The sequence below is a fragment of the Aeromicrobium sp. CTD01-1L150 genome, assembly GCF_041951745.1.
Lineage (GTDB): Bacteria > Actinomycetota > Actinomycetes > Propionibacteriales > Nocardioidaceae > Aeromicrobium.
On the sequence record NZ_CP169555.1, the window covers coordinates 692979 to 717160 of the forward strand.

Below are 24182 nucleotides of genomic sequence, written 5' to 3' on the forward strand. Positions count from 1 at the left end.
GGGCTCCTCAGGAGGATCGGGCGTCGGGGATGAAGATCCACGCCACCAGGTAGAACAGGATGAGGGATCCGAGACCGAGCAGCGTGGCTGCCACGATGATCAGGCGGACGACGGTGACGTCGGCCCCGGTGTACTCGGCGATGCCGCCGCAGACGCCGCCGATCCAGCGCTGCTCAGCGCTGCGGCGGAGCTTCGTCGTGCTCATCGGGAACCTCCCCAGTGTCGTCGTGCCCGAGGTCAGCGTGTCCAGTGTCGTCGAGTCCCTCGTCGCGCCCCGCGTGGTCGGCGTCATTGAGGTCTGGTTCGAGCATCTCACCCTCCTGGTCGGACGGCGAGGACGTCACCGGGACGGCGGGCTGCTGTGGGCGTCGGGACACCACGATGGTGCCGATGATCCCGAGCACCCCGAGGACGATGAGCGTCGCAGCGGCGGCTACCCCCGCGGTGTCGACGTCGAGGACGTCGAGCTCCAGGGCGGTCCAGCCCGCGGCGACGGCGGCGAAGGCGAGGCCGAAGACGGCGCTGCCCCAGCGGAACGGATGGCGGTTCATCGTCGCATCACCGTGACCTGGCCCATGGACTGGTCGGCGTCGAGGGTGAGGACAGGCCCATCGGGTACGGAGCGTTCCTTGACGTCGATGCCGGTGCCGTTGTGGATGGTGTCGAGGAAGTCGACACCACCGGCGAGCACGTCGGCGTTGAGAGCGACCTCGAGGCCGTCTGGGATGATGACCATCGTCTCGCCGAGACCGTGCTTGAGGGTGATCGTGCGGCCCTCCAGCTGGGAGGGGTCGTCGACCCGGGTGAGGTCGAGGGTCAGTCGACCCATGCCGACCGTGTAGTCCGACTCGACCTCGGCGACCGTCGCCGGCTCGAACCGGACGTCCCCGGCTCGCAGGGACGGAACGAGGACACCCACGGCCAGCGCGGCGACGAGCAGCACTCCGACGGGGATCAGCGGGCCGGCGTTGCCCACCACGGTCCCGAGCACCAGTGCCGCGGCCGTGATGCCGAGAGCGATCACGATGTAGGCCGTCCAGCGCAGGTCGGCGCCGGCCAGGTAGACCGCGGCGAGCGAGATCGCGATCACCGAGAACGTCAGCACGGTGAGGGCCCAGGAGAACGGACGACGCTGGCGCGGAGGCGGTGGCGCAGGGGGCGGTGCTGGGGGTCGGTGGTCGGCCGGCGGGACCGGCCCGGCGGCCGCGCCGTCGGCGGTCTCCTCCGACGGCGTGGTCCATGCCGTGCCCTGCGCAGCGCCAGGTTCTGCCGACATGGTGGCCGTCCCGGGTGCGGGGGGTGCTGTGGTCCTCGCCCTGCGGGGGCGGACCACGAAGAACCAGTAGGCGGCGGCGAGCGGGATCCCGACCCAGACGGCGACGACGATCACGGGCCAGTAGAGGAAGCCCAGCCCGGTGTCACCGACGACGGCCATCAAGGCGACGATCCCGGCGATCAGCAGGCCGGTGTTGCGGACCTGCCGCTCCGAGGCGCCGAGGTCGAACCAGTCAGCGACGATGCTGCGGGGTGCGTCGTCGGCAGGGATCAGCAGCCAGGCCGCGAGATAGATGATGAGGCCGGCCAGTCCGGCCAGGCACAGGACCGCAAGGACGACGCGGATGATGATGGGGTCGATGCCGAGGTGGCGGCCGGCGCCGCTGCAGACGCCTGCGATGAGCCGGTCGTCGCTCGAGCGACGCATCTCGGCGACGGTGCGGGCGCGACGCGGCTCGTGCGCGCCATGCGGGTCGGTGCCTGCGGCGGGACCCGGATCGGTGGTGTTCATGGCTCCATCCTCGTCGTCGAACCGCGGTGGGACCATCGGGAACGACCCTGAACCTCCCCCGGGACTCTTGGAGGGTCGGCTCCTGCATGAATCAGGGGTCCTCTCGGTGGCGCACGCTCGTGCGCGCGTGTGACGATCACGGAGTGAGCGAGATCCGACGTGCGTACCGTCCGGCCGAGCACCGCCTCGTCGGCGGTGTCGCCACCGGGCTCGCCGAGCACCTGGGTGTGCCCGTGCTGTGGGTGCGGGTGGCGTTCGTCGTGGCGACGTGGATCAACGGAGCGGGCGTCCTGGCCTACCTCGCCCTGTGGCGGCTGTTGCCCCTGCGCACCCCCGAGCAAGGGCCCGGGCTGGACGCCGCGACGCGTCGAGGCGCACGCCCGGGTGGCCGTCCCGGTGTGGTGGAGATCGTGCAGACGGTGGCGATGCTCGCGCTCGGGGTCGGCGTCCTGGTCCTGCTGGCCGTGACCGGTCTGGGGCCATCGGGCAACATCCTGTTCCCGCTCCTCATCGCCGTGGTCGGGGTCGCTCTCGTGTGGCGTCAGATCGACGACGCCACCTGGGGCTCCTGGCTGCGGGAGACCCGTGGGTGGGCCTTCGCCGCCCGGGTCGTCGGCGGGGTCGTGCTGGTCGGCACGGCGGGTCTGTACCTGCTGACCATGGAGCGAGGCTTCGGTGCCCTGCGCGACCTCGGGGCGGCCCTCGGCATCGCGATCATCGGGTTGCTGCTCATCCTCGGGCCCTGGATCATCTCCCTCGTCACCGACCTCGGGACGGAGCGTCGTGAGCGGATCCGTTCGCAGGAGCGTGCCGACGTCGCGGCCCACCTGCACGACTCGGTCCTGCAGACGCTGGCCCTGCTGCAGAAGAACTCAGCCGATCCTGCCACCGTCGCCACCCTCGCCCGTCGCCAGGAACGTGAGCTGCGGGCCTGGCTGTACGGCGACGAGGCCGACCACGGCGACTCCCTCGCCGCGGCCCTGCGGTCCGCCGCCGACGAGGTGGAGCAGGCGCACCGGGTTCCGGTGGAGCTCGTCCTCGTCGGTGACGTCGCGCTCGACGACGATCTCGTCGCCCTCGTCAGGGCGGCGCGTGAGGCCATGGTCAATGCCGCCAAGCACGCCGGAGTCGACCGCATCGACGTCTACGCGGAGGCCACCGGCGGGAGCGCCGGGCCGGGGGCGGCCACGAGCCGGGGCGGGCGGGCCGAGGTGTTCGTCCGCGACCGCGGCGTCGGTTTCGACCCCGCGACGATCGCCGACGACCGCATGGGCGTGCGTGGTTCGATCGTCGAGCGGGTGGAGCGACACGGCGGAGATGCCACGGTGCTGAGCGAGCCCGGTGACGGCACCGAGGTGCGGTTGTCCATGCCGGTGCGGCAGGCTGCCACCCACGACCATCGACCACAGGAGGCCCCACGATGACTGATCCCGGTGCGAGGGAGGACCCCCGTCTGTCCGTGGTGATCGTCGACGACCACGCCATGTTCCGTACCGGCGTACGCGCCGAGCTGGAACGTGGCGCTGGCGTCCGGGTCGCAGGGGAGGCCGAGGACGTCGAGACGGCGGTCGCGGTGATCAGTGAGACGACACCTGACGTCGTCCTGCTCGACGTCCACATGCCCGGCGGTGGTGGCGCCGAGGTGATGCGTCGGATCGCCCACGACGGACCGGCCACGACGTTCCTGGCGTTGTCGGTGAGCGATGCCGCCGAGGACGTCATCGGCATCATCCGGGCCGGCGCGCGCGGCTATGTCACCAAGAGCATCTCCGGACCGGAACTCATCGATGCCCTGGGCCGGGTGGCCGGTGGCGATGCCGTGTTCAGCCCCCGCCTCGCGGGGTTCGTGCTCGACGCGTTCGCGGGGACGATCGAGGTGGCGCAGGTCGATGAGGACCTGGATCGCCTCACCGAGCGTGAGCGCGAGGTGATGCGGCTCATCGCCCGTGGCTACGCGTACAAGGAGGTGGCCAAGGAGCTGTTCATCTCCGTCAAGACCGTCGAGACCCACGTCTCCAGCGTCCTGCGCAAGCTGCAGCTCTCCAGCCGTCACGAGCTCACCAAGTGGGCCAGTGACCGCCGGCTGATCTGAGCCCACACGCCCGACCCTGCGGCCCGCTGGCGTGAAGGTCACTCGGCGTACTGTGGGTGCCCGGCGGGTCGATAGACCTGGACCGTCACGCCGCCGGGGGTGGCGTGGTGCTCCAGGAGCTCGAGCGCGGAGTCTGGTCCGGTGGCGGGGAAGAGCCGTGTGCCCTGGCCGACCACCACCGGGTAGGTCAGCAGGACCATCTCGTCGATGAGGCGGTGCGCGAGGAGCCAGCGGACCAACGCACCGCTGCCGTGCACCTGCAGCTCGCCGGCCTGCGTGGCCAACAGATCGCCGACGGCCGTCGTGTCGTCGCCCGCGAGCACCGTCGTGCCCGTCCACGTGGCCTCGCCGAGCGTCGCCGAGACCACGTACTTGGGTCGGGTGTTCAGCGCGACCGAGATCGGGTTGTCGCCTTGGGCCGTCCCCCAGGAGCCGGACCCCCACGACCCGGCGAAGATCTCATAGGTCCGCCGTCCGAACAGGAAGGCGTCGGCACGTTGATACATCCGGTTGACGAGCGCCTCGGCCTCGTCGTCGAACAGCGGCAGTGCCCACCCGCCGCGGTCGAACCCGTCCCGAGGGTCCTCGAGCGGACCACCGAGTCCCTGCATGACCCCGTCGACGGAGACGTGGGTGACGGTCGTGAGCTTCACTGCGGCTCCTCCACCTGGGTCCTCGGCATGCTAGTGAGGAGCCCGCTCGTGCCGCAAGGGTCGTCGGCCCGGGATTCCGCGCGTACGGGTGCATCGACAGACCCGTGGTCATCTTGTCGAAGCCGTTCCTGGCGCCGCGCACGGCGATACCGACGAGATCGCGGTCGTCGCGATCCATGGTCGCGACGACCGCGCGGTTGTCGTCGTCGTTCCCGGTCGAGAACATCTCCCGGGCGTCGACGGCCAGCGAGTACCCGCGACCAACCGCCTTGCGATGCCCCACGACGCCCTTGGCCAGGACATCCGCCGCCCTGCTGGTGCTCGCGGCGACTCGCCGACTACCTGGAGCTGCGTCGGTCCGGCGTGCTGTCGACGGTGCTGGAGCGCCTCGACGCCGTCGATGTGGCCGACCGACGCCGAACCGAGCGCTGAACGCAGCGTCGGACCCGCCCCCGAGGTCGAGGGCGGGTCCGACGGTGTCTCCTAGCTGATCTCGGCGCGGCGGATCCGCCACAGCCCGAAAGCCAGTGGCAGCGCCAGCCAGACCAGACCGGTGACGCCGAGGTGGGCCCACTGGGTGGCATCCTCGGGAAGCCGCTCGTAGAGCATGTTCTGGTTCCACCCGAAGTCGACCCAGGTGACGACGTCCTGGTACCACTCCTGGGTGGAGTACAGCAGACCGCTCAAGGTGGGGATCAGCCCCCAGTACACGAAGTACGCCACGATGGCGGCGGCCGAGCTGCGCAGCAGGACACCGAGCATGAATCCGATGGTCATGCCCAGCACCTGAGCCAGCACAAGACTCGAGATCTGGCTGATCGTGATGTCCCAGACCGGGTCGGTGCCACGCAGCATGGGGCCGATGAGCGCCCCGAGTGCTCCGACGGACAGGGCGACCACCATCGAGACGACCGCGATGAGCAGCGCCCCCACGGCCTTGGCAGCGATCGTGCGCCCTCGCCGGGGGACGAGGGTGAACGTGCCGAGCCCCGTGCGTTGGCTCCACTCGCTCGTCACGGACAGGATCGCCACGATGGGCAGGAGCACCGCCATCGGGATGCCGATGGCACCCCCGAACGTGCCGTACTCCAGCGCCTCCTCCGGTGCCCACACCACGACGGCGGTGGTGGCGAGGACGGCCAGGATGCCGATGCTCGCGAGGAGCCAGAAGCCTGCCCGGGTGTCGAAGTTCTTGCGCAGCTCGACGGCCACGACACGGCGGAACGGGATCGGTTGGGGTACGGGTCGCGACGCGCGCCCGGGAGGCGCCGACGGTGTCGGCGGGGCGGTGGTGGTCAGGGTGGTCATGCTGCTGCTCCTTCGGAGTGGCTGGCGTGCTGGCCGGCGGGCGGGTCAGTGGTCTGGGCTGACTCGCGCTGCGTCGCGGCGGTGAGCTCGAGGAACATCTCCTCCAGCCCCGCACCGTCGGCGGTCCGCAGCTCGGTGAGGTGGATGGAGGCTGCGAGCGTCACCCGGCCCACCAGGTCGGGGTCGGCATCGACGCGGAAGGTGTCGTCGGTGCGGGTGTGCTCCAGCCCGGCGGCCGACAGGGCCCCGCCCAGTGCCTCGGGATCGCTGCTGCGCACGACGGTGCCCGCCGACGCGAGCAGCTCGGCCTTGGTGCCGCGCGCGACGATGCGGCCATGGCCGATGACCACCAGGTCATCGGCCACCACCTCGATCTCGTGCAGCAGGTGCGACGACAGCAGCACGGTGGCGCCGTCGTCGGCGTAGGAGCGCAGCAGGTCACGCATCCAGCGGATGCCGGCCGGGTCGAGGCCGTTGGCGGGCTCGTCCAGGATCAGCACGTCGGGGTGCCCCAGCAGCGAGGCGGCCAGGCCGAGGCGCTGGCGCATCCCGAGCGAGTACTGCCGCACCCGCCGCTCGGACTCCGCGACCGTCAGCCCGACGAGGTCGAGCATCTCATCGACGCGGGTGTCGGGCAGTCCCATCGTCTGAGCCGCCACCCCGAGGACCTCGCGGCCCGTGCGGCCGGCGTGCTGGGCGGAGGCATCCAGCAGGACCCCCACCTCCAGGCCGGGGTTGGGAAGGTCGGAGAAGTGTCGTCCGGCCACGGTGGCGGACCCGGACGTGGCCGGGGTCAGGCCGGTGAGGACGCGCATGGTCGTGGACTTGCCGGCGCCGTTGGGGCCCAGGAAGCCCGTCACCCGGCCCGGTTCTGCGGTGAAGGAGACGTCATCGACGGCGGTGAACCGTCCGTACGTCTTGCTGAGGGACTCGATGGAGATCATGGCGTCAGCCTCGCGTGCGGAGCTCCACGCCACATCGGGGACGACGCTGGTGCTGCCCCTGAACCTGCCCTGAGACGACGTAGGGGTCGTAGACTCTGGCCATGCAGCGTGACCGTGCCACCCTCGTGACCGCCGGGGCGTTGACCGTCTTCGGAGCGTTCCAGACCGCACTGGCCGCCGGTGCTCCGTGGGGGCGCCTCGCCTACGGAGGACAGCGGGAAGGACCCCTGCCGGCTGGGCTGCGGCGCACCAGCGCCGGCGCCGCCGTGGCGTTCGGCGTGGGTGCCGGGCTGCTGGTGCGCGAGACGCGCCGTCCCCGGGTGCGTCGTCGTGCCCTCACCGGCCTGTGCGGTGCCATGGCCGTCGGCACGGTGATGAACGGGATCAGCCGTTCACCCGCTGAGCGTGTGTGGTCGCCGCTGTGCGCCGTCAGCGCGGTGGCCGCATGGCGGGCCCGGCCGCCGGCGGACTGACCGAGCCCGCCCTGCACGTTCACCCGTCCGCAAGGAAACTGCTTTAGCCTCGGGTGATGAGCGAGCGCCAGCGAGTGACAACTCAGTACACCTCATGCGGTCACGTTCCTCTGCTTGTTCTTCGTGAGGACGTGACCGCATGAGCGAACCACACCTCATCGTGCTCTTCGGGGCCACGGGCGACCTCGCACGGCGCAAGCTGCTGCCGGGCATCCTGCACCTGCTGCGCAGCAACCTGGTGGCCGACGCGCGCATCATCGGTGTCTCGATGGACGACTTCGACGACGACTCCTTCCGTTCCTTCATCGAGGAGGCGTGTCGGGAGTTCGGCCGGCCGGTGCCGCAGGGGGAGTGGGCGGAGTTCGCGCCCAAGCTGCGCTACGTCAACGTCGGCGACGGGCCGCCGGCGCTCGCATCCCTCGCAGCCGAGCTCGAGGAGCAGCTGGGCGGCGACGTGCGTCGCCTGCACTACCTGAGCGTCCCTCCCCAGGCGGCCCTCGACGTCGTGCACACCTTGGCCGAGGCCGACCTGGTGGAGCGGTCGCGGATCATCATGGAGAAGCCTTTCGGGACCGACCTGGCGTCGGCGCGGGCGCTCAACGCCGAGATCCACGCGGTCTTCGCCGAGGACCAGATCTTCCGCATCGACCACTTCCTCGGCAAGGAGGCGGCGCTCAACATCCTCGCCTTCCGCTTCGCCAACGGACTCTTCGAGCCGATCTGGAACCGCACGTTCATCGACCACGTGCAGATCGACGTCCCCGAGACGCTCTCGGTGGAAGGTCGTTCAGGGTTCTACGAGGGCACCGGCGCGTTCAAGGACATGGTGGTGACGCACCTGTTCCAGGTCCTCGCGTTCATGGCCATGGAGCCGCCGACGTCGCTGGACTCCGACTCCATCAGCGAGGAGAAGAACAAGGTCTTCCGCTCGATGCTGCCGCTGGACCCGTCGTGCGTCGTGCGGGGGCAGTACCAGGGCTACCGCGACGAGGAGGGTGTCTCGGTGGACTCCGAGACGGAGACGTTCGTGGCGCTCAAGGCCGAGATCGACAACTGGCGCTGGGCCGGCGTGCCGTTCTACCTGCGCACCGGCAAGCAGATGGCCGAGGGTGCGCGCATCATCTCCATCGCCTTCCGGGAACCGCCCAAGTCGATGTTCCCCACCGGGTCCGGGGTGGGCCGTTCGGGTCCGGACCACCTGACGTTCGACCTCGCCGACTCCTCGCGCATGTCGTTGTCGTTCTACGGCAAGCGGCCCGGCCCTGGGATGACGCTGGACAAGCTGTCCATGCAGTTCGCGATGCAGGAGACCGACCGTGCCGGCGACGTCCTGGAGGCGTACGAGCGGCTCATCCTCGACGCGATGAAGGGGGAGCGGACCCTGTTCACGACGGCCGAGGGCATCGAGCGCCTGTGGGAGGTCTCCGAGCCCCTGCTCGCCGACGCGCCGCCGGTGCGTCCCTACCCGCCCGGGACGTGGGGGCCCAACGCCGTGCACCAGCTCATCGCGCCCAAGGCGTGGCGGCTGCCGTTCGAGCGCACCTGGCGCAAACCCAACCCGAGTGGCGAGTAGCTAGACCCTGGCTGGCTCCAGGTAGCCGAGGACGAGCCGGACCAGCTCGGACACGAACACGTCGCGAGCGATGGGCGGGGCGTCCAGCACGTAGCGGACGGTGAGCTGCTCGACGGTGCGCACGAGGAGCCACGCCGCGACGGGTGACTCCACGTCGCGACCGGGCGGCTGCGCGCTGAGGTAGGTGCTGACCAGCTCGGTGACCCGCTCCTCCAGCGCCGCCAGTCTCGCGCGGTGGTGCACCGACGGCAGGCCCTCGACCACGACCCTCAGGAAGGCGGCGTTCTCCTCCAGCGCGGTCAGCAGCGCCTCGATGCTCCCGCGCACCATGGATTCGCCCTTGGCGCCGGTGTTGGCAGTGAAGGAGGCGGTGATGCGGGCCGCCAGCTCCTCGGAGTAGTGCTCGACGACTGCGGCGACGACGGCTTCCTTGCCGTCGAAGTACTGGTACAACGAACCGGGGCTGATGCCGGCCTGCCGGGCGATGCGGTTGGTGGAGGCAGCGTCGTGGCCTTGGGTCAGCAGCACCTCGTGCGCCGCCTCGACGATGCGCTCGACCATGCGTCGTGAGCGTTCCTGCTGCGGCGTCTTGCGGGGGCCGGACGGCGGGGGCATGACGCGAATTGTATGCGAGTTATCGCTCGTGTCAGGCTCGAGGGCATGAGCCTTCAGCAGACGAGTCCAGAGGTCGCGGTCCCGAGCCGGTTCCGTGCGGACGAGGAACGCGGCGCCCGGCTCGGTCGGCCGTTGCGCCTGATCACTCGGCTGGGCGAGCCAGACGAGGAGCTGATGGACCGGCTCGCCGCCGGGTTCATGGCCGTCGACGAGCCCGGCGCCCGGCTCGCGCGTGCCTTGCGGGCACCGAGCGACGACCCCGGCAAGGTCACCATGCGTCAGCTCCGCCAGGCCCTGGCCGACGGGATCGAGTCGGTCGAGGACGCTCCTACGGCGTTGAAGGACTTCTTCACCACCGTGCAGGACACCCCTGACTGGGTGGACCACGACCTCATCGACCAGGGGGCGGCGGTCATCCGACGCTTCGGCCGCAATGCCGCCGACGTCCTGCTACAGCTCTCGCTCATCGGCGGGTACCGGTTCGGTGGCCCGCCCGACCTGCTCGTCGCCACGGGCGGCCTGGTGGGTGATGCGACGCTGCGGCGCCTGGGGGAGACCCAGCAGTGGACGGTGGCGGTGGCCCAGGACGGGGCGCTGCGCCCAGGTGGCGAGGGCGTGCGCCTGACGCTGCACGTGCGGGCGATGCACGCGCTCGTCAACGAGACCTTCGCCGGGCCCGGTGGCCAGCAACGGTGGGACATCGGGCGCTGGGGGATGCCGATCAACCAGAGTGACCAGGCCGCCACGCTCGGGCTGTTCAGCGGCGTCCTGCTCCTCGGGTGCCGTGCGCTGGGCGTCCGCGTGACCCGGGAGGACTCGCGGGCCGTCATGCACCTGTGGCGCTACGTCGGCTGGCTCATGGGCGTCGACGAGCAGTGGCTGGTGGAGACCGAGGCCGAGCAGCACCGGCTCAACTACCACGTGCTGCTCGCCCAGGCCGGCCCCACGGACGCCGGTGCAGCGCTCTCGCAGTCGATCATCGAGGCACAGCGGCGGCTGCACGTGCGGCGTCCGGTACGGCTGCGTCGCCGGTACGCCGAGGAACGACTCCTCAGCATGCTGACCATCTTCCTCGGCCCCACCAGCATGCGTGAGCTGGGTCTGCCGATGCGCCCGCCGTGGGCCACCCCGCTCGTGATCGCCGCCAACGTCGTCCGCTACCACGTCCTTGGACGCACGGCGTTCGGCCGCCGTGTGCTCGAGGCGTGGGGGGATCGCGTGCAGCGCGAGGTGCTGCGCCGGCACTTCGGCCCGGAGGCCGCAGAGGTCGGCCAGCTCACCGACCGGGGTCGCGCGTCAGGTGGATGACCGGGAACGGTCGCCCGAAGGCATCGTGCATGTGCGTGCGCAGTCGACGAAAGCCATGGGACTCATAGAAACCCAGGCCGTGGGAGTTGCCCGCGTACACCTCGACGCTCGTCGGGCCGTCCGCCCCCAGGTGGCCCAGCAGCAGAGAGCCGATGCCCTGGCCGTGCGACGTGGGTTCGACGTACAGCAGCTCGACGTGTCGTTCGCGCGCCCCGAGGAGGCCGAGCGGCACTCCGGCGCCGTCCTCGGCCACCCACACGTCCATGGACGGCAGCAGCCCGTCCCGCACGATGGCGTGGACGTCGGCGAAGTCGTCGTCGGACATGAAGCCGTGGCTGGTGCGCGCGGAGCGCTCCCAGAGATCGGTGAGGGCGTCGAAGTCGCGCTCGCCGGCACGCCGGATCCGCACGGGTTCGTTCTTTGCCGCCCGTGGCCGAGCACCCCCGCGGGGCTGCTCGTCGGCCGCCCGTGGCCCGGCACCCCCGCCGGGCTGCTCGTCGGCCGCCCGTGGCGCGGCACCCCCGCGGGGCTGCTCGTCGGCCGCCCGTGGCCCGGCACCCCCGCCGGTCACCGTCCCCACTCCTGCTCCACCAGGCGGACAGCCTCCTCGCGCGAGAGGCCGATGCGTCGTGCGGCGGCCACGTAGCCGCGGGCGGCGCTGGTGGCGTCGACGTCGGTCAGCAACCGGGAGGCGATGAAGGTGCCACGTCGCCCCTGCGTCTGGATGACGCCGTCACTCTCCAGCTCGCGGTAGGCCCGGGCGACGGTGCCCGCGGCCAGCCCGAGGTCGGCGGCGAGCTGGCGCACCGTGGGCAGCTTGTGCCCAGGCGCCAGACTCCCCTCATCCGCTCCGCTGGCGATCTGGCGGCGGATCTGCTCGAACGGGGGTTCCGCCGAGGTCGGGTCCACGACGAGCGCCGTCACGACGCCTCACCCACGGGCTCCTCGACGGTGATGCTGCGGGCCGACCGCGGGGCCGCGGTCCACGCGAGGTCCAGGGCGCACAGGAACGTCATGGTGAGGCGGATGCGTGTGATCATCGGTTCCATCCGGATCAGGAAGCGTGGTGCCAGCCACTGTAGTTTTTGTGCTGGGACAATCAAGGCTGCTGTGGGCGTCACCGGTGCTGTCGCCGTCGGCGACTACGCTGGAGGCACGATGACGTTGCCGTTCCCCGTACCCTCCAGTGCCGTACCCTCCAGTGCCGCGCCTGCCGGAGTAAGCCCCCAGCCCTCGAGTGAACAGCCCTCGCACGACGAACCTGGCGAGGCTCGACGCCCCCGCCGGGCGCCCCGCTCGGAGACGCTGCTGGAGGGGCTCAACGATGCCCAACGAGCCGCCGTCAGCCACAAGCCCGGCCCGCTGCTCGTCATCGCCGGCGCCGGCTCCGGCAAGACGCGCGTGCTCACCCGGCGCATCGCCTGGCTGATCGCCGCGAGGGGAGCCCACCCCGGCTCCATCCTGGCCATCACCTTCACCAACAAGGCCGCCGCAGAAATGCGTGACCGGGTCGCTGAGCTGGTGGGCGGCGCATCGCGGGCCATGTGGGTCAGCACGTTCCACAGCGCTTGCGTGCGCATCCTGCGACGTGAGGCGCACCGCTTCGGGTACACGTCGACGTTCAGCATCTACGACGCCGCCGACTCCCGCCGCCTCATGACACTGGTCTGCCGCGACCTCGGCTACGACCCCAAACGGGTCAATCCCCGCGCCGTCCTCAACTGGGTCGGAGGCCTCAAGAACGAGCTCGTCGACCACGAGTCCGCCGGCTCACGCGTCAGCAACCCCACCGAAGAGCTGTACGTCGACGCCTACCAGCACTACCAGCAGCGTCTGCGCGCCGCGAACGCCATGGACTTCGACGACCTCATCATGAGCACGGTCCACCTGTTCCAGGCTTTCCCGGAGGTGCGTGAGACCTATCGGCGGCGCTTCCGGCACGTGCTGGTCGATGAGTACCAGGACACCAACCACGCCCAGTACGCCCTCATTCGTGAGCTGTGCGAAGCTGCGCCAGACGGATTGGGGCCGGACGGAACGGGGCCAGACGGAGTGGGACCCGACCTCATGGTCGTCGGCGACTCCGACCAGTCCATCTACGCCTTCCGCGGGGCGAGCATCCGCAACATCCTGGAGTTCGAGCAGGACTTCGCCGGGGCCGACACCGTGCTCCTGGAGCAGAACTACCGCTCCACGCAGACCATCCTCAACGCCGCCAACGCCGTCATCAGCCGCAATGCCGGCCGCAAGGAGAAGAAGCTCTGGTCGGCCCAGGGCGACGGTGAGCGCATCGTCGGCTACGTCGGCGACGACGAGCGCGACGAGGCGCAGTTCGTGGCCGACGAGGTCGACCGCCTCACCGACGCCGGCGACGCCAAGGCGTCCGACATCGCCGTCTTCTACCGCACCAACGCGCAGTCACGTGTGTTCGAGGAGGTCTTCATCCGTGTCGGGCTGCCGTACCGCGTCGTCGGCGGAGTGCGTTTCTACGAGCGCAAGGAGATCAAGGACGCGCTCGCCTATGCCCGGGTGCTCATCAACCCCCGGGACACCGTCTCGCTGCGCCGCATCGTCAACGAGCCCAAGCGCGGCATCGGCGACGGCGCCCAGGCGGCCGTGGAGCGGCTCGCATCGGCTGAGCAGATCAGCTTCTGGCAGGCGCTGCAGAGGGTGGAGGAGGCCGACGTCGCGACGCGCTCTGCCAACGCGATCACCGGGTTCGTCGAGACCATGCGCTCCCTCATGGACCTGGCCGCCAGCGGCGCGGCCGCCGACGCCGTGCTGGAGGCCGCGCTGACCCAGAGCGGCTACCTTGGTGCCATCGAGAACAGCAAGGACCCGCAGGACGAGACCCGGGTGGAGAACCTGGCCGAGCTGGTCGCGGTGGCGCGCGAGTTCGTCTCCGACGCGGGAACGGTCGACGACGTCGAGGAGCAGGCCGATGGGGCCGATCCGGAGGTCGAGGCGGACCTGACCCCCGGGTCCCTGGAGGCCTTCCTGGAGCAGGTGGCGCTCGTCGCCGACGCAGACTCCCTGCCCGATGAGGGTGACGGCGTCGTCACGCTGATGACCTTGCACACCGCCAAGGGGCTGGAGTTCCCCACGGTGTTCCTGACCGGACTGGAGGACGGCGTCTTCCCTCACATGCGTTCGCTGGGTGACAACGCCGAGCTCGAGGAGGAGCGCCGGCTGACGTACGTCGGCATCACGCGCGCCCGTGAGCGGCTCTACCTCACCCGCGCCACGAGTCGTTCGGCGTGGGGGGCGCCGTCGTACAATCCGGCGTCGCGGTTTCTCGAGGAGGTGCCGGACCACCTGGTCGAGTGGCGGCGCGAGGCGCAGGCGTCGACCGCGTGGACGCGTACCCCGGCCGCCTCCAGCAGCTTCCGCTCCCAGACGGTTGCCGCTCGCTCCAAGCAGCGCAGCACCCGTGAGGTCCCGTCCCTCTCACCGGGCGACCGGGTGAGCCACGACAGCTTCGGTCTCGGCACCGTCGTCGCTCTGGAGGGCGAAGGTACCAACGCCGTCGCGAGCGTCGACTTCGGCTCCACCGGCGTCAAGCGCCTCCTGCTGCGCTACGCCCCTGTCGAGAAGCTCTGACCAGCCGGCCCATTCCCCCCGATTTGTGAGCCCGGGCCCCCAACCACGGGTGGTTTTCGTGCAGGCACTCACACACGTCGCAAGGTCTTCCACCGGTATCGGTCGTACACCGGGAGATCGCCGACGTACCCGGAGCGCCGCAACGCATGCCAGACCCGACGGACGACGCTTGCTGGGGCCTGCATGTCCACAGCCGTCACCACGATGACCGTCCAGCCGGCAGCCTCGAGCCGCTCACGGCGGTGAAGGTCCTTGCGCCACTGGGCCGAGTCCTCGGCATGGTGCCGGCCGTCGTACTCCACGAGCACCATGTGACGCCGGTAGACCAGGTCGCCCCGCGCGAGGAACGTTCCGTCATCGTCACGGATCTCGACGTTGACGGCCGGTTCGGGGAGTCCGCTGGAGACCAGCAGGAGCCGGACGTCGGTCTCCGGCATCGAGTCGACGCGCTCTCGGACGTGCGGTGCAGCACGGCGAGCAGCGCGGACTCCGTCGAGGTGGCGCGTGACCGCGAACCTCACGATGTCGTCGGGGCGCAGGAAGCCCCGTCGAACGAGCTGGTCACCCACCTGCACCAGCGCTGCAGCGGGCAGCATGGCGGCGGAGTCGACGAGCAGACGCTCGGGCGTCAGCGTCGGTCGGCCGCGGACCTGCTCTCCGCGCAGGGGTTGTTGGCGGCGGTGGAGCACGACGTCACGCATGGACGTCTGGGAGGTCGTGTTGGTCGAGTAGTGCCGCGGCGTCTTGGAGCCGATGTCGATGCCCAACCACTGCAGACCAGTGACGTGGCTGAGGTAAGTGTCATCAGGCAGCTGCAGCAGGTCGGCCTCGACGAGGACGTCCATGGTCAGCTCCGTGCCGGCCAGCACGTGGACGCCGCGATGGACCTGGATGAAGTGTCGGCCCTGGAGCACACGTCGTGAGAGGCCGTGCTCGGCCGCCTGGGCCGTGGTGAAGGCGTGACCCCGCAGTGCCCACGGGAGGTCGGAGGGGATGAACATTCCTCCAGCGTCGTGAGTGAGGGCGCTGAGCGGGAGTACGTGCGCTCCGCCCTGTGGACAGCGGCCCTGGCGTCGTCAGGCTGTGGAAAGGAACTGCCGAAAAGTGTCGCCCTGCACGGGAACCACCCGTGGTTGGGGGCCCGGGCTCACAAATCGGGGGGAGAGGTGCCGATCAGGGGTTCACGCCGTGCTCGGCGAGGACGGTGAGGGGATCGACCGGGTCGCCACCGCCGGGGCGGACCTCGAGGTGCAGGTGGGGACCGGTGACGTTGCCGGTGGAACCGGTGTAGCCGATCGTCTCACCGGGAGCGACCTGGTCGCCGACGTTGACCGCGCTGCGGCTCTGGTGGGCGTACCAGATCTCGGTGCCGTCCTCGAGGGTGATGACGGTCTTGTTGCCGTACGCGCCGTCGTAGCCAGTCTCCGTGACGGTGCCCGCGGCGACCGAGACGATCGTCGAGCCCGACGGGCCGGCGAAGTCGACGCCCGTGTGCGTGCTGGACCACAGTGAGCTGCTCTGGCCGAAGCGTGCGGTCAGGCGGTAGCCCGTGACCGGGATGACCCACTGGTCCGACTCGAGCTCGTCGGCCGCCTCCTGGGCGCGCCGGGTGAGGTCCGCCTGGGCCTGCATGACCTGCTGGGCCTGCGTCTCGGTCTGCTCCTGAAGCACCTCGGGGTCGAGGTCCTCGGTGATGTCGATGTCGTCGGAGGCATCCGGTGCGCCACCGGTGTAGCTGGCCGAGATGGTCTGGTAGCTCGCCGCGAGCGAGTCGGAGTCGGTCTGCGTGGAGACCGCACCGGCGCCGACACCGGCGACGACGAGCACGAAAGCACCCACCATGGCGGGAGACGGGCGGAGTGTGCGGCGTCGACGCCGAGGACGCACGGCCGCGCGCTTTCCAGCGCTGCGGGGTGCCTGACGGACGTCCAGTCGGCGTTTGGGCGCAGACGAACTCACGCAGGAGACCTCCGGCTTGGTGGGTGGGACCGTCTGAGTCTAGGGGAGAGGGGGTCGTGAGCCAACCAGCGGGAGGCCTTTGTGGACAGAGTTTTGCGCCATTGCGGCGCGGATGGGGCATCGATTGTGATGACATTCACGTGTGAGGGACGATGACCGGATGAGTAGACGCCGGGTCGTGGTGGCCGCACTGGCCCCCACGACGGATGACGATCCTGCGCTGCAGGTCTCCCGCACGCACCTGCAGCGCGGTGACGAGGTGGTGCACCTGGGCTCCGGGCTCGACCCGGACGCCGTCGCCGGTTCCGTCGTGGCCGAGGACGCCGTCCACGTCGTGCTCGTGGGTGCCGACCCGGCCGCGCTCGAGCGAACCCGGACAGCGTTGGCCGCCCTCGACGCCTCCGACGTCACCGTCGACGCCGGCTGACGTCCGGCCCGACGGCTCCCGCGTCAGCCGGCTCGCACCGCCTCGTCCTGGGCCAGATCGGCCACGAAGGCACGCACCGCGTCGGCGACGACGTCGGGCTGGGTGCGCGGCACCCAGTGACCGGCCACCACCTCCACCCGGCGCAGGTTCGGTGCGAACCGCTCGAGGTCGGCGAACAACGCCGGCGTCACGAACCGGTCCTTGGTGGGGACGACGAGCTGCACCGGCACCGTCGTCGTCGCGGGCTCGCGGAGCACCCGCAGCAAGTTGGCGCGGTACAGGTTGATGCCGTTGACGGCGTCCCGTACGAACGTCGCTCCCCAGTGGGAGCCGTCGTCGGCGCCGTCCAGACCCTCCCGGGAGGACAATGTCCGGGCGATGCGCGTGGCAGCGCGCGACAGCACGACCTCGGGCAGTCGCGGCACCTGGAAGGCCGCGACGTACCAGGACCGGGCCAGCTGGTGGCCCACCGTGAGCACCCGGCCGTGCCGCAGACCCGACCGCACGAAGTGTCCGTACAGCTCCAGCCCCGGGCCGCTGATCGACGTGAACGACGCGATGCGCCCGGTCAGTCGCTCGTCCTCGGCCTCCCTGGCGAGCACGGCCCAGCACTGGATCGACCCCCAGTCGTGGCCCACCAGGTGCACCGGACGCCGGTCCGCAGCCACCTCATCGAGCACTGCGGTGAGGTCGTCGACGAGATGCCGCACCCGGTAGCCCGACGTCCGCTCCGGTGCACTGGAGCCACCGGCGCCGCGGACGTCGAAGGACACGACATGGTGGTCGGTCGCGAGGCGCCGCACCACCGGGTCCCATGCCCCGCGATGGTCCGGAAATCCGTGCACGAGCAGCACGACCGGTGCCTCGGACGGGCCATGGCGCTCCAGCCTGAGCCGCACGTCGGCGGTGTCGATCGTCGCGACGGACATGCACCCGACTCTGTCAGAAGTGCCTGCGAGCTGCGGGACGTCACGGCCCCGGGGCGCGCCACCGCAGTGCGAACGGCTAGAGTCCGAGAGGCTCTCGACCCGTTTTCGGGCCGGACCACCAGCACTGGACTAGTTGAGAACAGGCTTCATCGTGGATCTGATGGAATACCAGGCGAAGGAGCTCTTCGCCAAGCATGACGTCCCGACCACCCTGGGGACCGTGGTCACGACCGCTGACGAGGCTAGGGCTGCGGCCGAGCAGTTCGGCGGCGTCACCGTGGTCAAGGCCCAGGTCAAGGCCGGCGGCCGCGGCAAGGCCGGCGGTGTCAAGATCGCCAAGACGGCCGACGAGGCGTACGAGCACGCGTCGGCCATCCTCGGCATGGAGATCAAGGGCCTCACGGTCAACCGTGTCCTGGTCACGCCGGCGACGCCCCCGGAGGAGGAGTACTACTTCTCCTTCCTCCTCGATCGTGCGAACCGCAGCTATCTGTGCATCGCGAGCGTCGAGGGCGGCGTCGAGATCGAGGAGGTCGCCAAGACCAATCCCGACGCGGTCAAGAAGATCAGCATCGACCCGGGCACGGGCGTCGACGAGGCCAAGGCACGCGCCATCGCCACCGAGGCCGCCTTTCCCGAGCCGGTCTTCGAGCAGGCGGTCTCGCTGATCGAGTCCCTGTACCAGGTCTTCGCCGAGGAGGACGCCACGCTCGTCGAGATCAACCCGCTCGCGCGGCTGGCCGGCGACAAGCTCGAGGCGCTCGACGGCAAGGTCTCCCTCGATGAGAACGCCTCGGAGGTGCGTCACCCGCAGCACGAGGAGTTCGCGATCCGCGAGGAGGAGGACCCGCTGGAGTCCAAGGCCAAGGACAAGGGCCTCAACTACGTCAAGCTCGACGGCCAGGTCGGCATCATCGGCAACGGCGCGGGACTCGTCATGAGCACCCTCGACGTCGTCGCCTACGCGGGCGAGGGCCACGGCGGCGTGAAGCCCGCCAACTTCCTGGACATCGGCGGGGGCGCCTCGGCGCAGGTCATGGCCGACGGCCTCGAGGTGATCCTCGGTGACGAGCAGGTCAAGAGCGTCTTCGTCAACGTCTTCGGTGGCATCACGTCGTGCGATGCCGTGGCCAACGGCATCAAGGGTGCGCTGGAGCTGCTCGGCGACGACGCCACCAAGCCCTTGGTCGTGCGCCTTGACGGCAACAACGTCGAGGAGGGCCGGGCGATCCTGAACGAGCTGAACCACCCGCTCGTGACACAGGTCGACACCATGGACGGCGCGGCCGACAAGGCCGCCGAGCTGGCGCACGACGCCTGAGGACGGAGAAGGACATGTCGATCTACCTGAACAAGGACTCGAAGGTCATCGTCCAGGGCATCACGGGCGGTGAGGGCTCCAAGCACACCGCTCGCATGCTCGCGGCGGGCACCAACATCGTCGGTGGCGTCAACGCCCGCAAGGCCGGCACCACGGTCAGCCACACCGACGCCTCGGGTGCCGAGGTCGAGCTGCCGGTCTTCGGCACGGTCGCCGAGGCGATCGAGAAGACCGGGGCCGACGTCTCGGTCGTCTTCGTCCCGCCGGCGTTCACCAAGGACGCCGTCGTGGAGGCGATCGACGCCGAGATCTCCCTGCTGGTCATCATCACCGAGGGCGTGCCGGTCCAGGACTCTGCGGAGTTCTGGTCCTACGCCCAGGGCAAGAAGACCCGCATCATCGGCCCCAACTGCCCCGGCATCATCACGCCGGGTGAGGCCCTCGCAGGCATCACGCCGGCCAACATCGCGGGCAAGGGGCCCATCGGTCTGGTCTCCAAGTCGGGCACGCTGACCTATCAGATGATGTTCGAGCTGCGGGACTTCGGCTTCTCCTCGGCCATCGGCATCGGCGGCGACCCGGTCATCGGCACCACCCACATCGACGCCCTCGAGGCGTTCGAGGCCGATCCGGAGACCAAGGCCATCGTCATGATCGGTGAGATCGGCGGCGACGCGGAGGAGCGAGCCGCTGAGTACGTCGCGGCCAACGTCACCAAGCCGGTCGTCGGCTACGTGGCCGGCTTCACCGCCCCGGAGGGCAAGACCATGGGCCACGCCGGAGCCATCGTCTCCGGCTCCTCCGGCACGGCGGAGGCCAAGAAGGAAGCCCTCGAGGCCGCAGGCGTCAAGGTGGGCAAGACGCCTTCGGAGACGGCGAACCTCATGCGGGAGATCCTGCAGAGCCTCTGAGCCAGCGGAGCACGACACCGCCCCGGTCCCACTGGGACCGGGGCGGTGTCGTTCGTCCTGGTGCGCAACCTGCGCCACGAGTCGGCTCAGCAGCGCCGAAGGTGACGTACGTGCCGGCCTGGCGTGACCATCGACCCTGACCGGCTGAGGCGCCGCACCACTGTCGTGAACGGCGGCTCAGCTGATCAGGCGGGCATCGCCGACGTCGGCAGCCGTCGCCGGAAGGCCGTTCTCCTGGAGGATCTCGACCAGACGACCGTCCTCGCGCAGCTGGGCGATGAAGTCATCCAGCGCTTCGGCGAGAGACGCGTTCGACGGGTCGATGAGGATGGACGTCTGGGAGGGCTCTGTCGTCGACGACACGCGGTCGTCAGGCTGAAGCACCTCGAGCTCGTACTCGGTCCCATCCGCGGAGATGACGGCAGCCCCGTAGCCGTCGAGTCCGGCGTCCAGTCGGCCGGCCTTGAGCTCGTTGGCCAGGCTCAGAGAGTCAGGGTAGACGCGCGTCTCGACGTTCTCGAGAGCGTTCAGGTCGTCGACCCACAGGTAGCCTTCGACCGTACCGATCCGGTTCATCTGTTCAAGCTCATCGACCGTTGCTGCTCCGTCCTCCGAGATGACGGTGAGCTCGTCGAGGTAGACCGGTGTCGAGAGGGTCACGACGTCCCCTCGGGCTTCGGTGCGGTAGAACCCGCCGACGGCAGCGTCGACGCGTCCCTGCTCGGTCGCCGGGACAGCTGTGGCATAGGTGTAGGGCGCGTACGTCATCTCCAGGCAGGCTGCGTCGGCGAACTCCTGGAGGATGTCGGAGTCGATCCCCTCGGCCTCGCCGTTCTGCTCGAGGGAGTAGGGAGGCGTGTTGGTCAAGGCTACCGAGAGCTTGCCCTCCTCAAGGGTCTCTACTCCCTCTAGCGTCGGTTCGCAGTCCGCATCGACCGCTGTGTCGCCGGTCCCGGTGGCGCAGGCAGCGAGGGCCAGGACGGTGGTGGCACAGAGGCCGACCGCTCCGAGCGTTCGTTTCATGGTGGTTTCCTTTGTTTCTCGGGTGGGGGGTCAGGCGGTGAGATGGCGGGACAATCGCTTCTCCAGCTGCGTCACGAGCAGCCCGGCAGGAATGGTGACGGCCAGGTAGAGAAGACCGGCCAGCGTGAGGACGTCGAGGTAGCGGAACGTCGAAGCGCCGATGGAATAGGCCTGACTCAGCAGCTCGGGAAGGCCGAGGGAGAAGGCGAGCGCACTGATCTGGAAGATCAGGATCGAGAAGCCGAGCAGCGTCGGCAGCGCGATGCGCAGACCCTGCGGGATCTGGATGAATCGCACGACGTCGCGGCGGGTGACGCCCAGCGCGTCAGCCGCCTCCAGCTCCCCTTCAGGTACGGCGCGCAGCCCGGCTCGGATGATCTCACTGGTGTAGGCCGCCGTCGTGAGCGACAGCGCGATCACGACCGCGGTGAAGGTCTCGAAGGTCAGGCCTGCCGTCGGCAGGCCGAAGTACACCAGCTGCAACATGACGAGGGCGGGCATGCCGCGCCCGACCTCGACCAGCAGGATCGTGATCCACCGCAGGGTGCGGATGCGAGAGGACGAGGTCAGGGCCAGCACGAGCCCTACGGAGATCCCGATGAACAGGCTGAGGCCAGTGACTCGGGCACTCATCCACAAGCCGTCCAGCAGCCGGGGAAGCCAGGCCACCCAGTCAGCGAAGAGAGCGGGCACGGCCATCACCCGGCCCTTCTGACACGAGAGAACCGGCGTTCGAGAGCACGTGACAGCCACGCGAGGGGCGTGCCGAGCGCGATGTAGACCCCGGCGGCGAGGATGAACGGGGTGAGACCGTCGCCGGAGGACCGGGCGTACTGGTTGGTGACGAGCATGACCTCGGCCACCCCGATGGTCGAGACGAGGGCTGAGTCCTTCAGCAGGGAGATGGCCCAGGTGACCATGCCCGGGACGGCGACTCTCACTGCCTGCGGGCCGATCACCTTGGTGCCGACGGCGAGGCGATCCAGTCCCAATGCGCTGGCTGCCTCGAACTGTCCGTTCGGCACGGCCAGCAGGCTCCCACGGTAGATCTCAGCCAGGTGTGCGGCCGACACCAGACCCAGTCCGAGGACGGCTGCTTGGAAGGGGTCGAATCGAACCGCTCCGCTGCCGACGCCGAAGAAGATGATGAACAGCAGCACGATCGGTGGGATGCCTCGTAGCACCTCGATGGTCGCGAAGCTCGCGAACCGCACGACGACCCATCGGCTGCGCCGCGCCAGGACGAGTCCCAGGCCGAGGACTGCTCCGATGGCAAAGCTCGTCGCCGTGACCGTCAAGGTGACGGGGACGGCCGCGAGGATCGTCCACAGGAGGTCCATCAGCGGTCCTTGATCGCCGAGAGAAAGGACCGCGTACGTTCATGACACGGGTCGTCGAGGATCGCCTTGGGTTCACCCTGCTCGAGGATGTTGCCGTCGGCCATCACGATCAGGCGGTCGGCGACCGTCGCGGCGAAATGGATCTCGTGCGTGACCACGATCATCGTCATGCCTTCGTCGGCAAGCTGGCGCATGACGGCGAGCACTTCGAGCCCCAGCTCTGGGTCGAGAGCGCTCGTGGGCTCGTCGAACAGCATGACTTCGGGGTCGAGAGCGAGTGCCCGGGCGATGGCGACACGCTGCTGCTGACCACCGGAACACTTGGCGGGATAGGAATCGGCCTTCTGCTCCAGGCCGACACGGCGCAGCAACGCCATGGACCGCTCGTCGGCCTCGGCGCGAGAGCGTCCCAAGACCCGTTCCTGCGAGAACGAGATGTTGCGTAGAACGGTCATGTGCGGGAACAGGTTGAAGGACTGGAAGACCATTCCCACGCGACGCCGTAGTGCTGTCAGTTCACGATTGCTCACCGTGCCTGACACGTCCAGCTCCTGCCCGGCCACTGCGATCGTCCCGGAGTCGGGCGTCTCGAGCAGGTTGATGCACCGCAGCAGGGTGCTCTTGCCCGAGCCGGACGGGCCGATGATCGCGACGACCTCGCCGGAGGCCACGTCGAGCGAGACACGGTCGACGGCACAGTGTCCGGCGAAGGTCTTCTCAACCTGGTGCAGGGACAGGATGGGGACGGCGACGCTCATGCCGGTGCGCCCTTGAGTGAGCGGATCGAGGCGCAGACTGCTGCCAGGACCGTGTCGATGTCATCGGGCACCATCGGCGTCGACAGGGCGAGCAGTCCATTGGTCCCGACCAGGACGCCGCGTTGGTACAGGTCCCACCAGAGTTCACTGAGGTCGACCTGCTCTCGGAGCCGGACCAGCGAGCCTTGACCCGTCGCGGAGATGCCGGCCGCGAGCAGGCCTTCCATGAGCGCGTCACCCTGACGGTTCAGCTCATCGATGCGCGGGCCGCTGAAGTGCTCCAGTGCCACCCGACCGGCGACCATCGAGATCGGGTTGGCACTGAACGTGCCGCCCCAACCGACGGCGCCGTCGCGCGACGGATCGAACACCTCCATGACCTCGCGGCGGCCGCCCACCCCGCCGATGGGGAAGCCTCCGCCGATGGCCTTGCCAACAGTCACGAGATCGGGCTGCACGTCGTACGTGCGGTGCAAGCCGCCCTCGGCCAGGCGGAAGGTGATGATCTCGTCCACGATCATCAGGGCCCCGTGCTGGTGGGTCAGCTGACGGATCAGGTCGACGAAGCCGGGGTCTGCCGGTACGAGACCGGCGCGGTTGGGCATGAGGTCTACCAGCACGGCCGCGACCTCATGTCCGCGGCGGGCCATGAGCTCTCGCAGTCCAGTGGCGTCTCCCTGCTCGAGCGCGATGCTCACCTCTGCGGTCGGCTGCGGCACACCGGGGGCGGTGCTTGAGACGACGGCGTCGGCCGTGCCGTGATAGCTGCCGGCGAATCGCACCACGATGTCCCGGCCGGTCGCGGCTCGGGCAGCCCGTATCGCTGTCATGACGGCCTCGGTGCCGGAGTTCGAGAATCGCCACCGCGGTAGCGCCGTGCGATGCTGCAGCGCCTCGGCGAGCAGGACCTCGGTCTCGGTGGGTAGCCCGAAGGCGGTCCCGAGGGGCAGCTGGTCCCGCACGGCGTCCTGCACCGGTGCGAATGCGTGCCCGTGGATGAGCGCGGTGTAGTTGTTGTTGCAGTCGATCACTCGGTGGTCGAACTGGTCGGTGAGGTAGGCGCCCGTTCCGCTCACTGCAAAGGGTGGGGTGGGCGGCACGAACAGAGTCGTGCGGGTGTTCCCCCCAGGCATCGTCCGGCGAGCTCGACGCGCCCAGGCAT

26 protein-coding genes and 1 pseudogene are annotated in these 24182 nt (G+C 69.6%); 9 read left to right on the forward strand and 18 right to left on the reverse strand.

Features of this window, described 5'->3' with window-relative positions; translation table 11 throughout:
- Positions 1 to 7: 7 nt before the first annotated feature.
- From ACEVFP_RS03370 to ACEVFP_RS03380, 3 genes are read right to left on the reverse strand one after another with little or no spacing between them, the layout of a single operon-like run.
- Positions 8 to 205, reverse strand: a complete 198-nt coding sequence (locus ACEVFP_RS03370) for a PspC domain-containing protein (RefSeq protein WP_375001966.1) — start codon at positions 203 to 205, stop codon at positions 8 to 10.
- A complete protein-coding gene (locus tag ACEVFP_RS03375; protein ID WP_375001968.1) occupies positions 174 to 551 on the reverse strand; it encodes a hypothetical protein in 378 nt (125 codons plus the stop codon). The genes ACEVFP_RS03370 and ACEVFP_RS03375 overlap by 32 nt, the downstream gene beginning before the upstream one ends.
- Complete coding sequence (locus tag ACEVFP_RS03380; RefSeq protein WP_375001970.1) at positions 548 to 1786, reverse strand: PspC domain-containing protein; 1239 nt, start codon at positions 1784 to 1786, stop codon at positions 548 to 550. The genes ACEVFP_RS03375 and ACEVFP_RS03380 overlap by 4 nt, the downstream gene beginning before the upstream one ends.
- A 143-nt stretch (positions 1787 to 1929) precedes the next feature.
- On the opposite strand from ACEVFP_RS03380, the gene ACEVFP_RS03385 reads away from it, so the two are divergent.
- The gene (locus ACEVFP_RS03385) at positions 1930 to 3210 is read left to right on the forward strand and encodes a PspC domain-containing protein (RefSeq protein ID WP_375001972.1); all 1281 of its coding nucleotides are present in this window, start codon (positions 1930 to 1932) and stop codon (positions 3208 to 3210) included.
- Complete coding sequence (locus ACEVFP_RS03390) at positions 3207 to 3878, forward strand: response regulator (protein ID WP_375001974.1); 672 nt, start codon at positions 3207 to 3209, stop codon at positions 3876 to 3878. The genes ACEVFP_RS03385 and ACEVFP_RS03390 overlap by 4 nt, the downstream gene beginning before the upstream one ends.
- Before the next feature lie 38 nt (positions 3879 to 3916).
- On the opposite strand, the gene ACEVFP_RS03395 is transcribed toward ACEVFP_RS03390, so the two are convergent.
- The 4 genes and pseudogenes from ACEVFP_RS03395 to ACEVFP_RS03410 form a co-directional block, all read right to left on the reverse strand.
- A complete protein-coding gene (locus ACEVFP_RS03395; RefSeq protein ID WP_375001976.1) occupies positions 3917 to 4531 on the reverse strand; it encodes a dihydrofolate reductase family protein in 615 nt (204 codons plus the stop codon).
- 97 nt (positions 4532 to 4628) lie between these two features.
- Positions 4629 to 5105, reverse strand: a pseudogene (locus tag ACEVFP_RS03400) (DUF2000 family protein); the annotation flags it as partial.
- Positions 5015 to 5839: an ABC transporter permease subunit gene (locus tag ACEVFP_RS03405; protein ID WP_375001978.1), complete on the reverse strand. Its 825-nt coding sequence runs from the start codon at positions 5837 to 5839 to the stop codon at positions 5015 to 5017. The gene ACEVFP_RS03405 and the pseudogene ACEVFP_RS03400, both read right to left, overlap by 91 nt.
- On the reverse strand, positions 5836 to 6783 hold the full coding sequence (locus tag ACEVFP_RS03410; protein ID WP_375001980.1) for an ABC transporter ATP-binding protein: 948 nt from the start codon (positions 6781 to 6783) through the stop codon (positions 5836 to 5838). The genes ACEVFP_RS03405 and ACEVFP_RS03410 overlap by 4 nt, the downstream gene beginning before the upstream one ends.
- A 101-nt stretch (positions 6784 to 6884) precedes the next feature.
- On the opposite strand from ACEVFP_RS03410, the gene ACEVFP_RS03415 reads away from it, so the two are divergent.
- Together ACEVFP_RS03415 and zwf are read left to right on the forward strand one after the other, a co-directional pair.
- Positions 6885 to 7256: a hypothetical protein gene (locus ACEVFP_RS03415; protein ID WP_375001981.1), complete on the forward strand. Its 372-nt coding sequence runs from the start codon at positions 6885 to 6887 to the stop codon at positions 7254 to 7256.
- Between the two features lie 139 nt (positions 7257 to 7395).
- Positions 7396 to 8829 carry a glucose-6-phosphate dehydrogenase gene (gene zwf / locus ACEVFP_RS03420; protein ID WP_375001983.1) on the forward strand — a complete coding sequence of 478 codons (1434 nt, stop codon included), beginning with the start codon at positions 7396 to 7398 and terminating at the stop codon, positions 8827 to 8829.
- Here the strand turns inward: zwf and ACEVFP_RS03425 are convergent, their stop codons facing one another.
- Entirely contained in the window at positions 8830 to 9444 is a 615-nt protein-coding gene (locus tag ACEVFP_RS03425; protein WP_375001985.1) for a TetR/AcrR family transcriptional regulator, read from the reverse strand.
- A 45-nt stretch (positions 9445 to 9489) separates the two neighbouring features.
- On the opposite strand from ACEVFP_RS03425, the gene ACEVFP_RS03430 reads away from it, so the two are divergent.
- Positions 9490 to 10752 carry an oxygenase MpaB family protein gene (locus ACEVFP_RS03430; protein ID WP_375001987.1) on the forward strand — a complete coding sequence of 421 codons (1263 nt, stop codon included), beginning with the start codon at positions 9490 to 9492 and terminating at the stop codon, positions 10750 to 10752.
- Here the strand turns inward: ACEVFP_RS03430 and ACEVFP_RS03435 are convergent.
- Both ACEVFP_RS03435 and ACEVFP_RS03440 read right to left on the reverse strand, forming a co-directional pair.
- A complete protein-coding gene (locus ACEVFP_RS03435; protein WP_375001988.1) occupies positions 10721 to 11332 on the reverse strand; it encodes a GNAT family N-acetyltransferase in 612 nt (203 codons plus the stop codon). The two genes, ACEVFP_RS03430 and ACEVFP_RS03435, sit on opposite strands and share 32 nt — an antisense overlap.
- Entirely contained in the window at positions 11320 to 11676 is a 357-nt protein-coding gene (locus ACEVFP_RS03440; RefSeq protein WP_375001990.1) for a GntR family transcriptional regulator, read from the reverse strand. Before ACEVFP_RS03440 ends, ACEVFP_RS03435 begins: the two co-directional genes overlap by 13 nt.
- A gap of 234 nt (positions 11677 to 11910) precedes the next feature.
- Here ACEVFP_RS03440 and pcrA point away from each other — a divergent pair, with 234 nt between their 5' ends.
- Positions 11911 to 14352 (forward strand): DNA helicase PcrA, encoded by a 2442-nt coding sequence (gene pcrA / locus ACEVFP_RS03445; protein ID WP_375001992.1) that lies wholly within the window; start codon positions 11911 to 11913, stop codon positions 14350 to 14352.
- A 68-nt stretch (positions 14353 to 14420) separates the two neighbouring features.
- Here the strand turns inward: pcrA and ACEVFP_RS03450 are convergent, their stop codons facing one another.
- Entirely contained in the window at positions 14421 to 15353 is a 933-nt protein-coding gene (locus tag ACEVFP_RS03450; RefSeq protein WP_375001994.1) for an endonuclease domain-containing protein, read from the reverse strand.
- A 172-nt stretch (positions 15354 to 15525) separates the two neighbouring features.
- On the reverse strand, positions 15526 to 16311 hold the full coding sequence (locus ACEVFP_RS03455; RefSeq protein WP_375001996.1) for a M23 family metallopeptidase: 786 nt from the start codon (positions 16309 to 16311) through the stop codon (positions 15526 to 15528).
- 160 nt (positions 16312 to 16471) lie between these two features.
- Between ACEVFP_RS03455 and ACEVFP_RS03460 the strand changes: the two genes are divergently transcribed.
- Positions 16472 to 16738 carry a hypothetical protein gene (locus tag ACEVFP_RS03460; RefSeq protein WP_375001997.1) on the forward strand — a complete coding sequence of 89 codons (267 nt, stop codon included), beginning with the start codon at positions 16472 to 16474 and terminating at the stop codon, positions 16736 to 16738.
- Between the two features lie 23 nt (positions 16739 to 16761).
- On the opposite strand, the gene ACEVFP_RS03465 is transcribed toward ACEVFP_RS03460, so the two are convergent.
- The gene (locus ACEVFP_RS03465) at positions 16762 to 17667 is read right to left on the reverse strand and encodes an alpha/beta fold hydrolase (RefSeq protein WP_375001998.1); all 906 of its coding nucleotides are present in this window, start codon (positions 17665 to 17667) and stop codon (positions 16762 to 16764) included.
- Positions 17668 to 17818: 151 nt separating this feature from the next.
- Here ACEVFP_RS03465 and sucC point away from each other — a divergent pair, with 151 nt between their 5' ends.
- Complete coding sequence (sucC, locus tag ACEVFP_RS03470) at positions 17819 to 18988, forward strand: ADP-forming succinate--CoA ligase subunit beta (RefSeq protein WP_375001999.1); 1170 nt, start codon at positions 17819 to 17821, stop codon at positions 18986 to 18988.
- A gap of 14 nt (positions 18989 to 19002) precedes the next feature.
- On the forward strand, positions 19003 to 19899 hold the full coding sequence (gene sucD / locus ACEVFP_RS03475) for a succinate--CoA ligase subunit alpha (RefSeq protein ID WP_375002001.1): 897 nt from the start codon (positions 19003 to 19005) through the stop codon (positions 19897 to 19899).
- 177 nt (positions 19900 to 20076) lie between these two features.
- Here sucD and ACEVFP_RS03480 read toward each other — a convergent pair whose 3' ends face one another.
- The 5 genes from ACEVFP_RS03480 to ACEVFP_RS03500 are packed head-to-tail and all read right to left on the reverse strand — an operon-like array spanning position 20077 to position 24120.
- Positions 20077 to 20922 (reverse strand): substrate-binding periplasmic protein, encoded by an 846-nt coding sequence (locus ACEVFP_RS03480; RefSeq protein WP_375002003.1) that lies wholly within the window; start codon positions 20920 to 20922, stop codon positions 20077 to 20079.
- 30 nt (positions 20923 to 20952) lie between these two features.
- Entirely contained in the window at positions 20953 to 21615 is a 663-nt protein-coding gene (locus ACEVFP_RS03485) for an amino acid ABC transporter permease (RefSeq protein WP_375002005.1), read from the reverse strand.
- 5 nt (positions 21616 to 21620) lie between these two features.
- Positions 21621 to 22262 (reverse strand): amino acid ABC transporter permease, encoded by a 642-nt coding sequence (locus tag ACEVFP_RS03490; RefSeq protein WP_375002006.1) that lies wholly within the window; start codon positions 22260 to 22262, stop codon positions 21621 to 21623.
- Positions 22262 to 23020 (reverse strand): amino acid ABC transporter ATP-binding protein, encoded by a 759-nt coding sequence (locus ACEVFP_RS03495; RefSeq protein ID WP_375002007.1) that lies wholly within the window; start codon positions 23018 to 23020, stop codon positions 22262 to 22264. Before ACEVFP_RS03495 ends, ACEVFP_RS03490 begins: the two co-directional genes overlap by 1 nt.
- On the reverse strand, positions 23017 to 24120 hold the full coding sequence (locus ACEVFP_RS03500; protein WP_375002008.1) for an aminotransferase class III-fold pyridoxal phosphate-dependent enzyme: 1104 nt from the start codon (positions 24118 to 24120) through the stop codon (positions 23017 to 23019). Before ACEVFP_RS03500 ends, ACEVFP_RS03495 begins: the two co-directional genes overlap by 4 nt.
- Positions 24121 to 24182 lie beyond the last annotated feature (62 nt).

Excerpts from the sequence above, each read along its gene's own strand:
- ACEVFP_RS03370 (WP_375001966.1), bottom strand. The coding sequence starts at position 205 with ATGAGCACGACGAAGCTCCGCCGCAGCGCTGAGCAGCGCTGGATCGGC.
- ACEVFP_RS03375 (WP_375001968.1), bottom strand. The coding sequence starts at position 551 with ATGAACCGCCATCCGTTCCGCTGGGGCAGCGCCGTCTTCGGCCTCGCC.
- ACEVFP_RS03380 (WP_375001970.1), bottom strand. The coding sequence starts at position 1,786 with ATGAACACCACCGATCCGGGTCCCGCCGCAGGCACCGACCCGCATGGC.
- ACEVFP_RS03390 (WP_375001974.1), top strand. The coding sequence starts at position 3,207 with ATGACTGATCCCGGTGCGAGGGAGGACCCCCGTCTGTCCGTGGTGATC.
- ACEVFP_RS03405 (WP_375001978.1), bottom strand. The coding sequence starts at position 5,839 with ATGACCACCCTGACCACCACCGCCCCGCCGACACCGTCGGCGCCTCCC.
- ACEVFP_RS03410 (WP_375001980.1), bottom strand. The coding sequence starts at position 6,783 with ATGATCTCCATCGAGTCCCTCAGCAAGACGTACGGACGGTTCACCGCC.
- ACEVFP_RS03415 (WP_375001981.1), top strand. The coding sequence starts at position 6,885 with ATGCAGCGTGACCGTGCCACCCTCGTGACCGCCGGGGCGTTGACCGTC.
- zwf (WP_375001983.1), top strand. The coding sequence starts at position 7,396 with ATGAGCGAACCACACCTCATCGTGCTCTTCGGGGCCACGGGCGACCTC.
- ACEVFP_RS03425 (WP_375001985.1), bottom strand. The coding sequence starts at position 9,444 with ATGCCCCCGCCGTCCGGCCCCCGCAAGACGCCGCAGCAGGAACGCTCA.
- ACEVFP_RS03430 (WP_375001987.1), top strand. The coding sequence starts at position 9,490 with ATGAGCCTTCAGCAGACGAGTCCAGAGGTCGCGGTCCCGAGCCGGTTC.
- pcrA (WP_375001992.1), top strand. The coding sequence starts at position 11,911 with ATGACGTTGCCGTTCCCCGTACCCTCCAGTGCCGTACCCTCCAGTGCC.
- ACEVFP_RS03450 (WP_375001994.1), bottom strand. The coding sequence starts at position 15,353 with ATGTTCATCCCCTCCGACCTCCCGTGGGCACTGCGGGGTCACGCCTTC.
- ACEVFP_RS03460 (WP_375001997.1), top strand. The coding sequence starts at position 16,472 with ATGAGTAGACGCCGGGTCGTGGTGGCCGCACTGGCCCCCACGACGGAT.
- ACEVFP_RS03465 (WP_375001998.1), bottom strand. The coding sequence starts at position 17,667 with ATGTCCGTCGCGACGATCGACACCGCCGACGTGCGGCTCAGGCTGGAG.
- sucD (WP_375002001.1), top strand. The coding sequence starts at position 19,003 with ATGTCGATCTACCTGAACAAGGACTCGAAGGTCATCGTCCAGGGCATC.
- ACEVFP_RS03480 (WP_375002003.1), bottom strand. The coding sequence starts at position 20,922 with ATGAAACGAACGCTCGGAGCGGTCGGCCTCTGTGCCACCACCGTCCTG.
- ACEVFP_RS03490 (WP_375002006.1), bottom strand. The coding sequence starts at position 22,262 with ATGGACCTCCTGTGGACGATCCTCGCGGCCGTCCCCGTCACCTTGACG.
- ACEVFP_RS03495 (WP_375002007.1), bottom strand. The coding sequence starts at position 23,020 with ATGAGCGTCGCCGTCCCCATCCTGTCCCTGCACCAGGTTGAGAAGACC.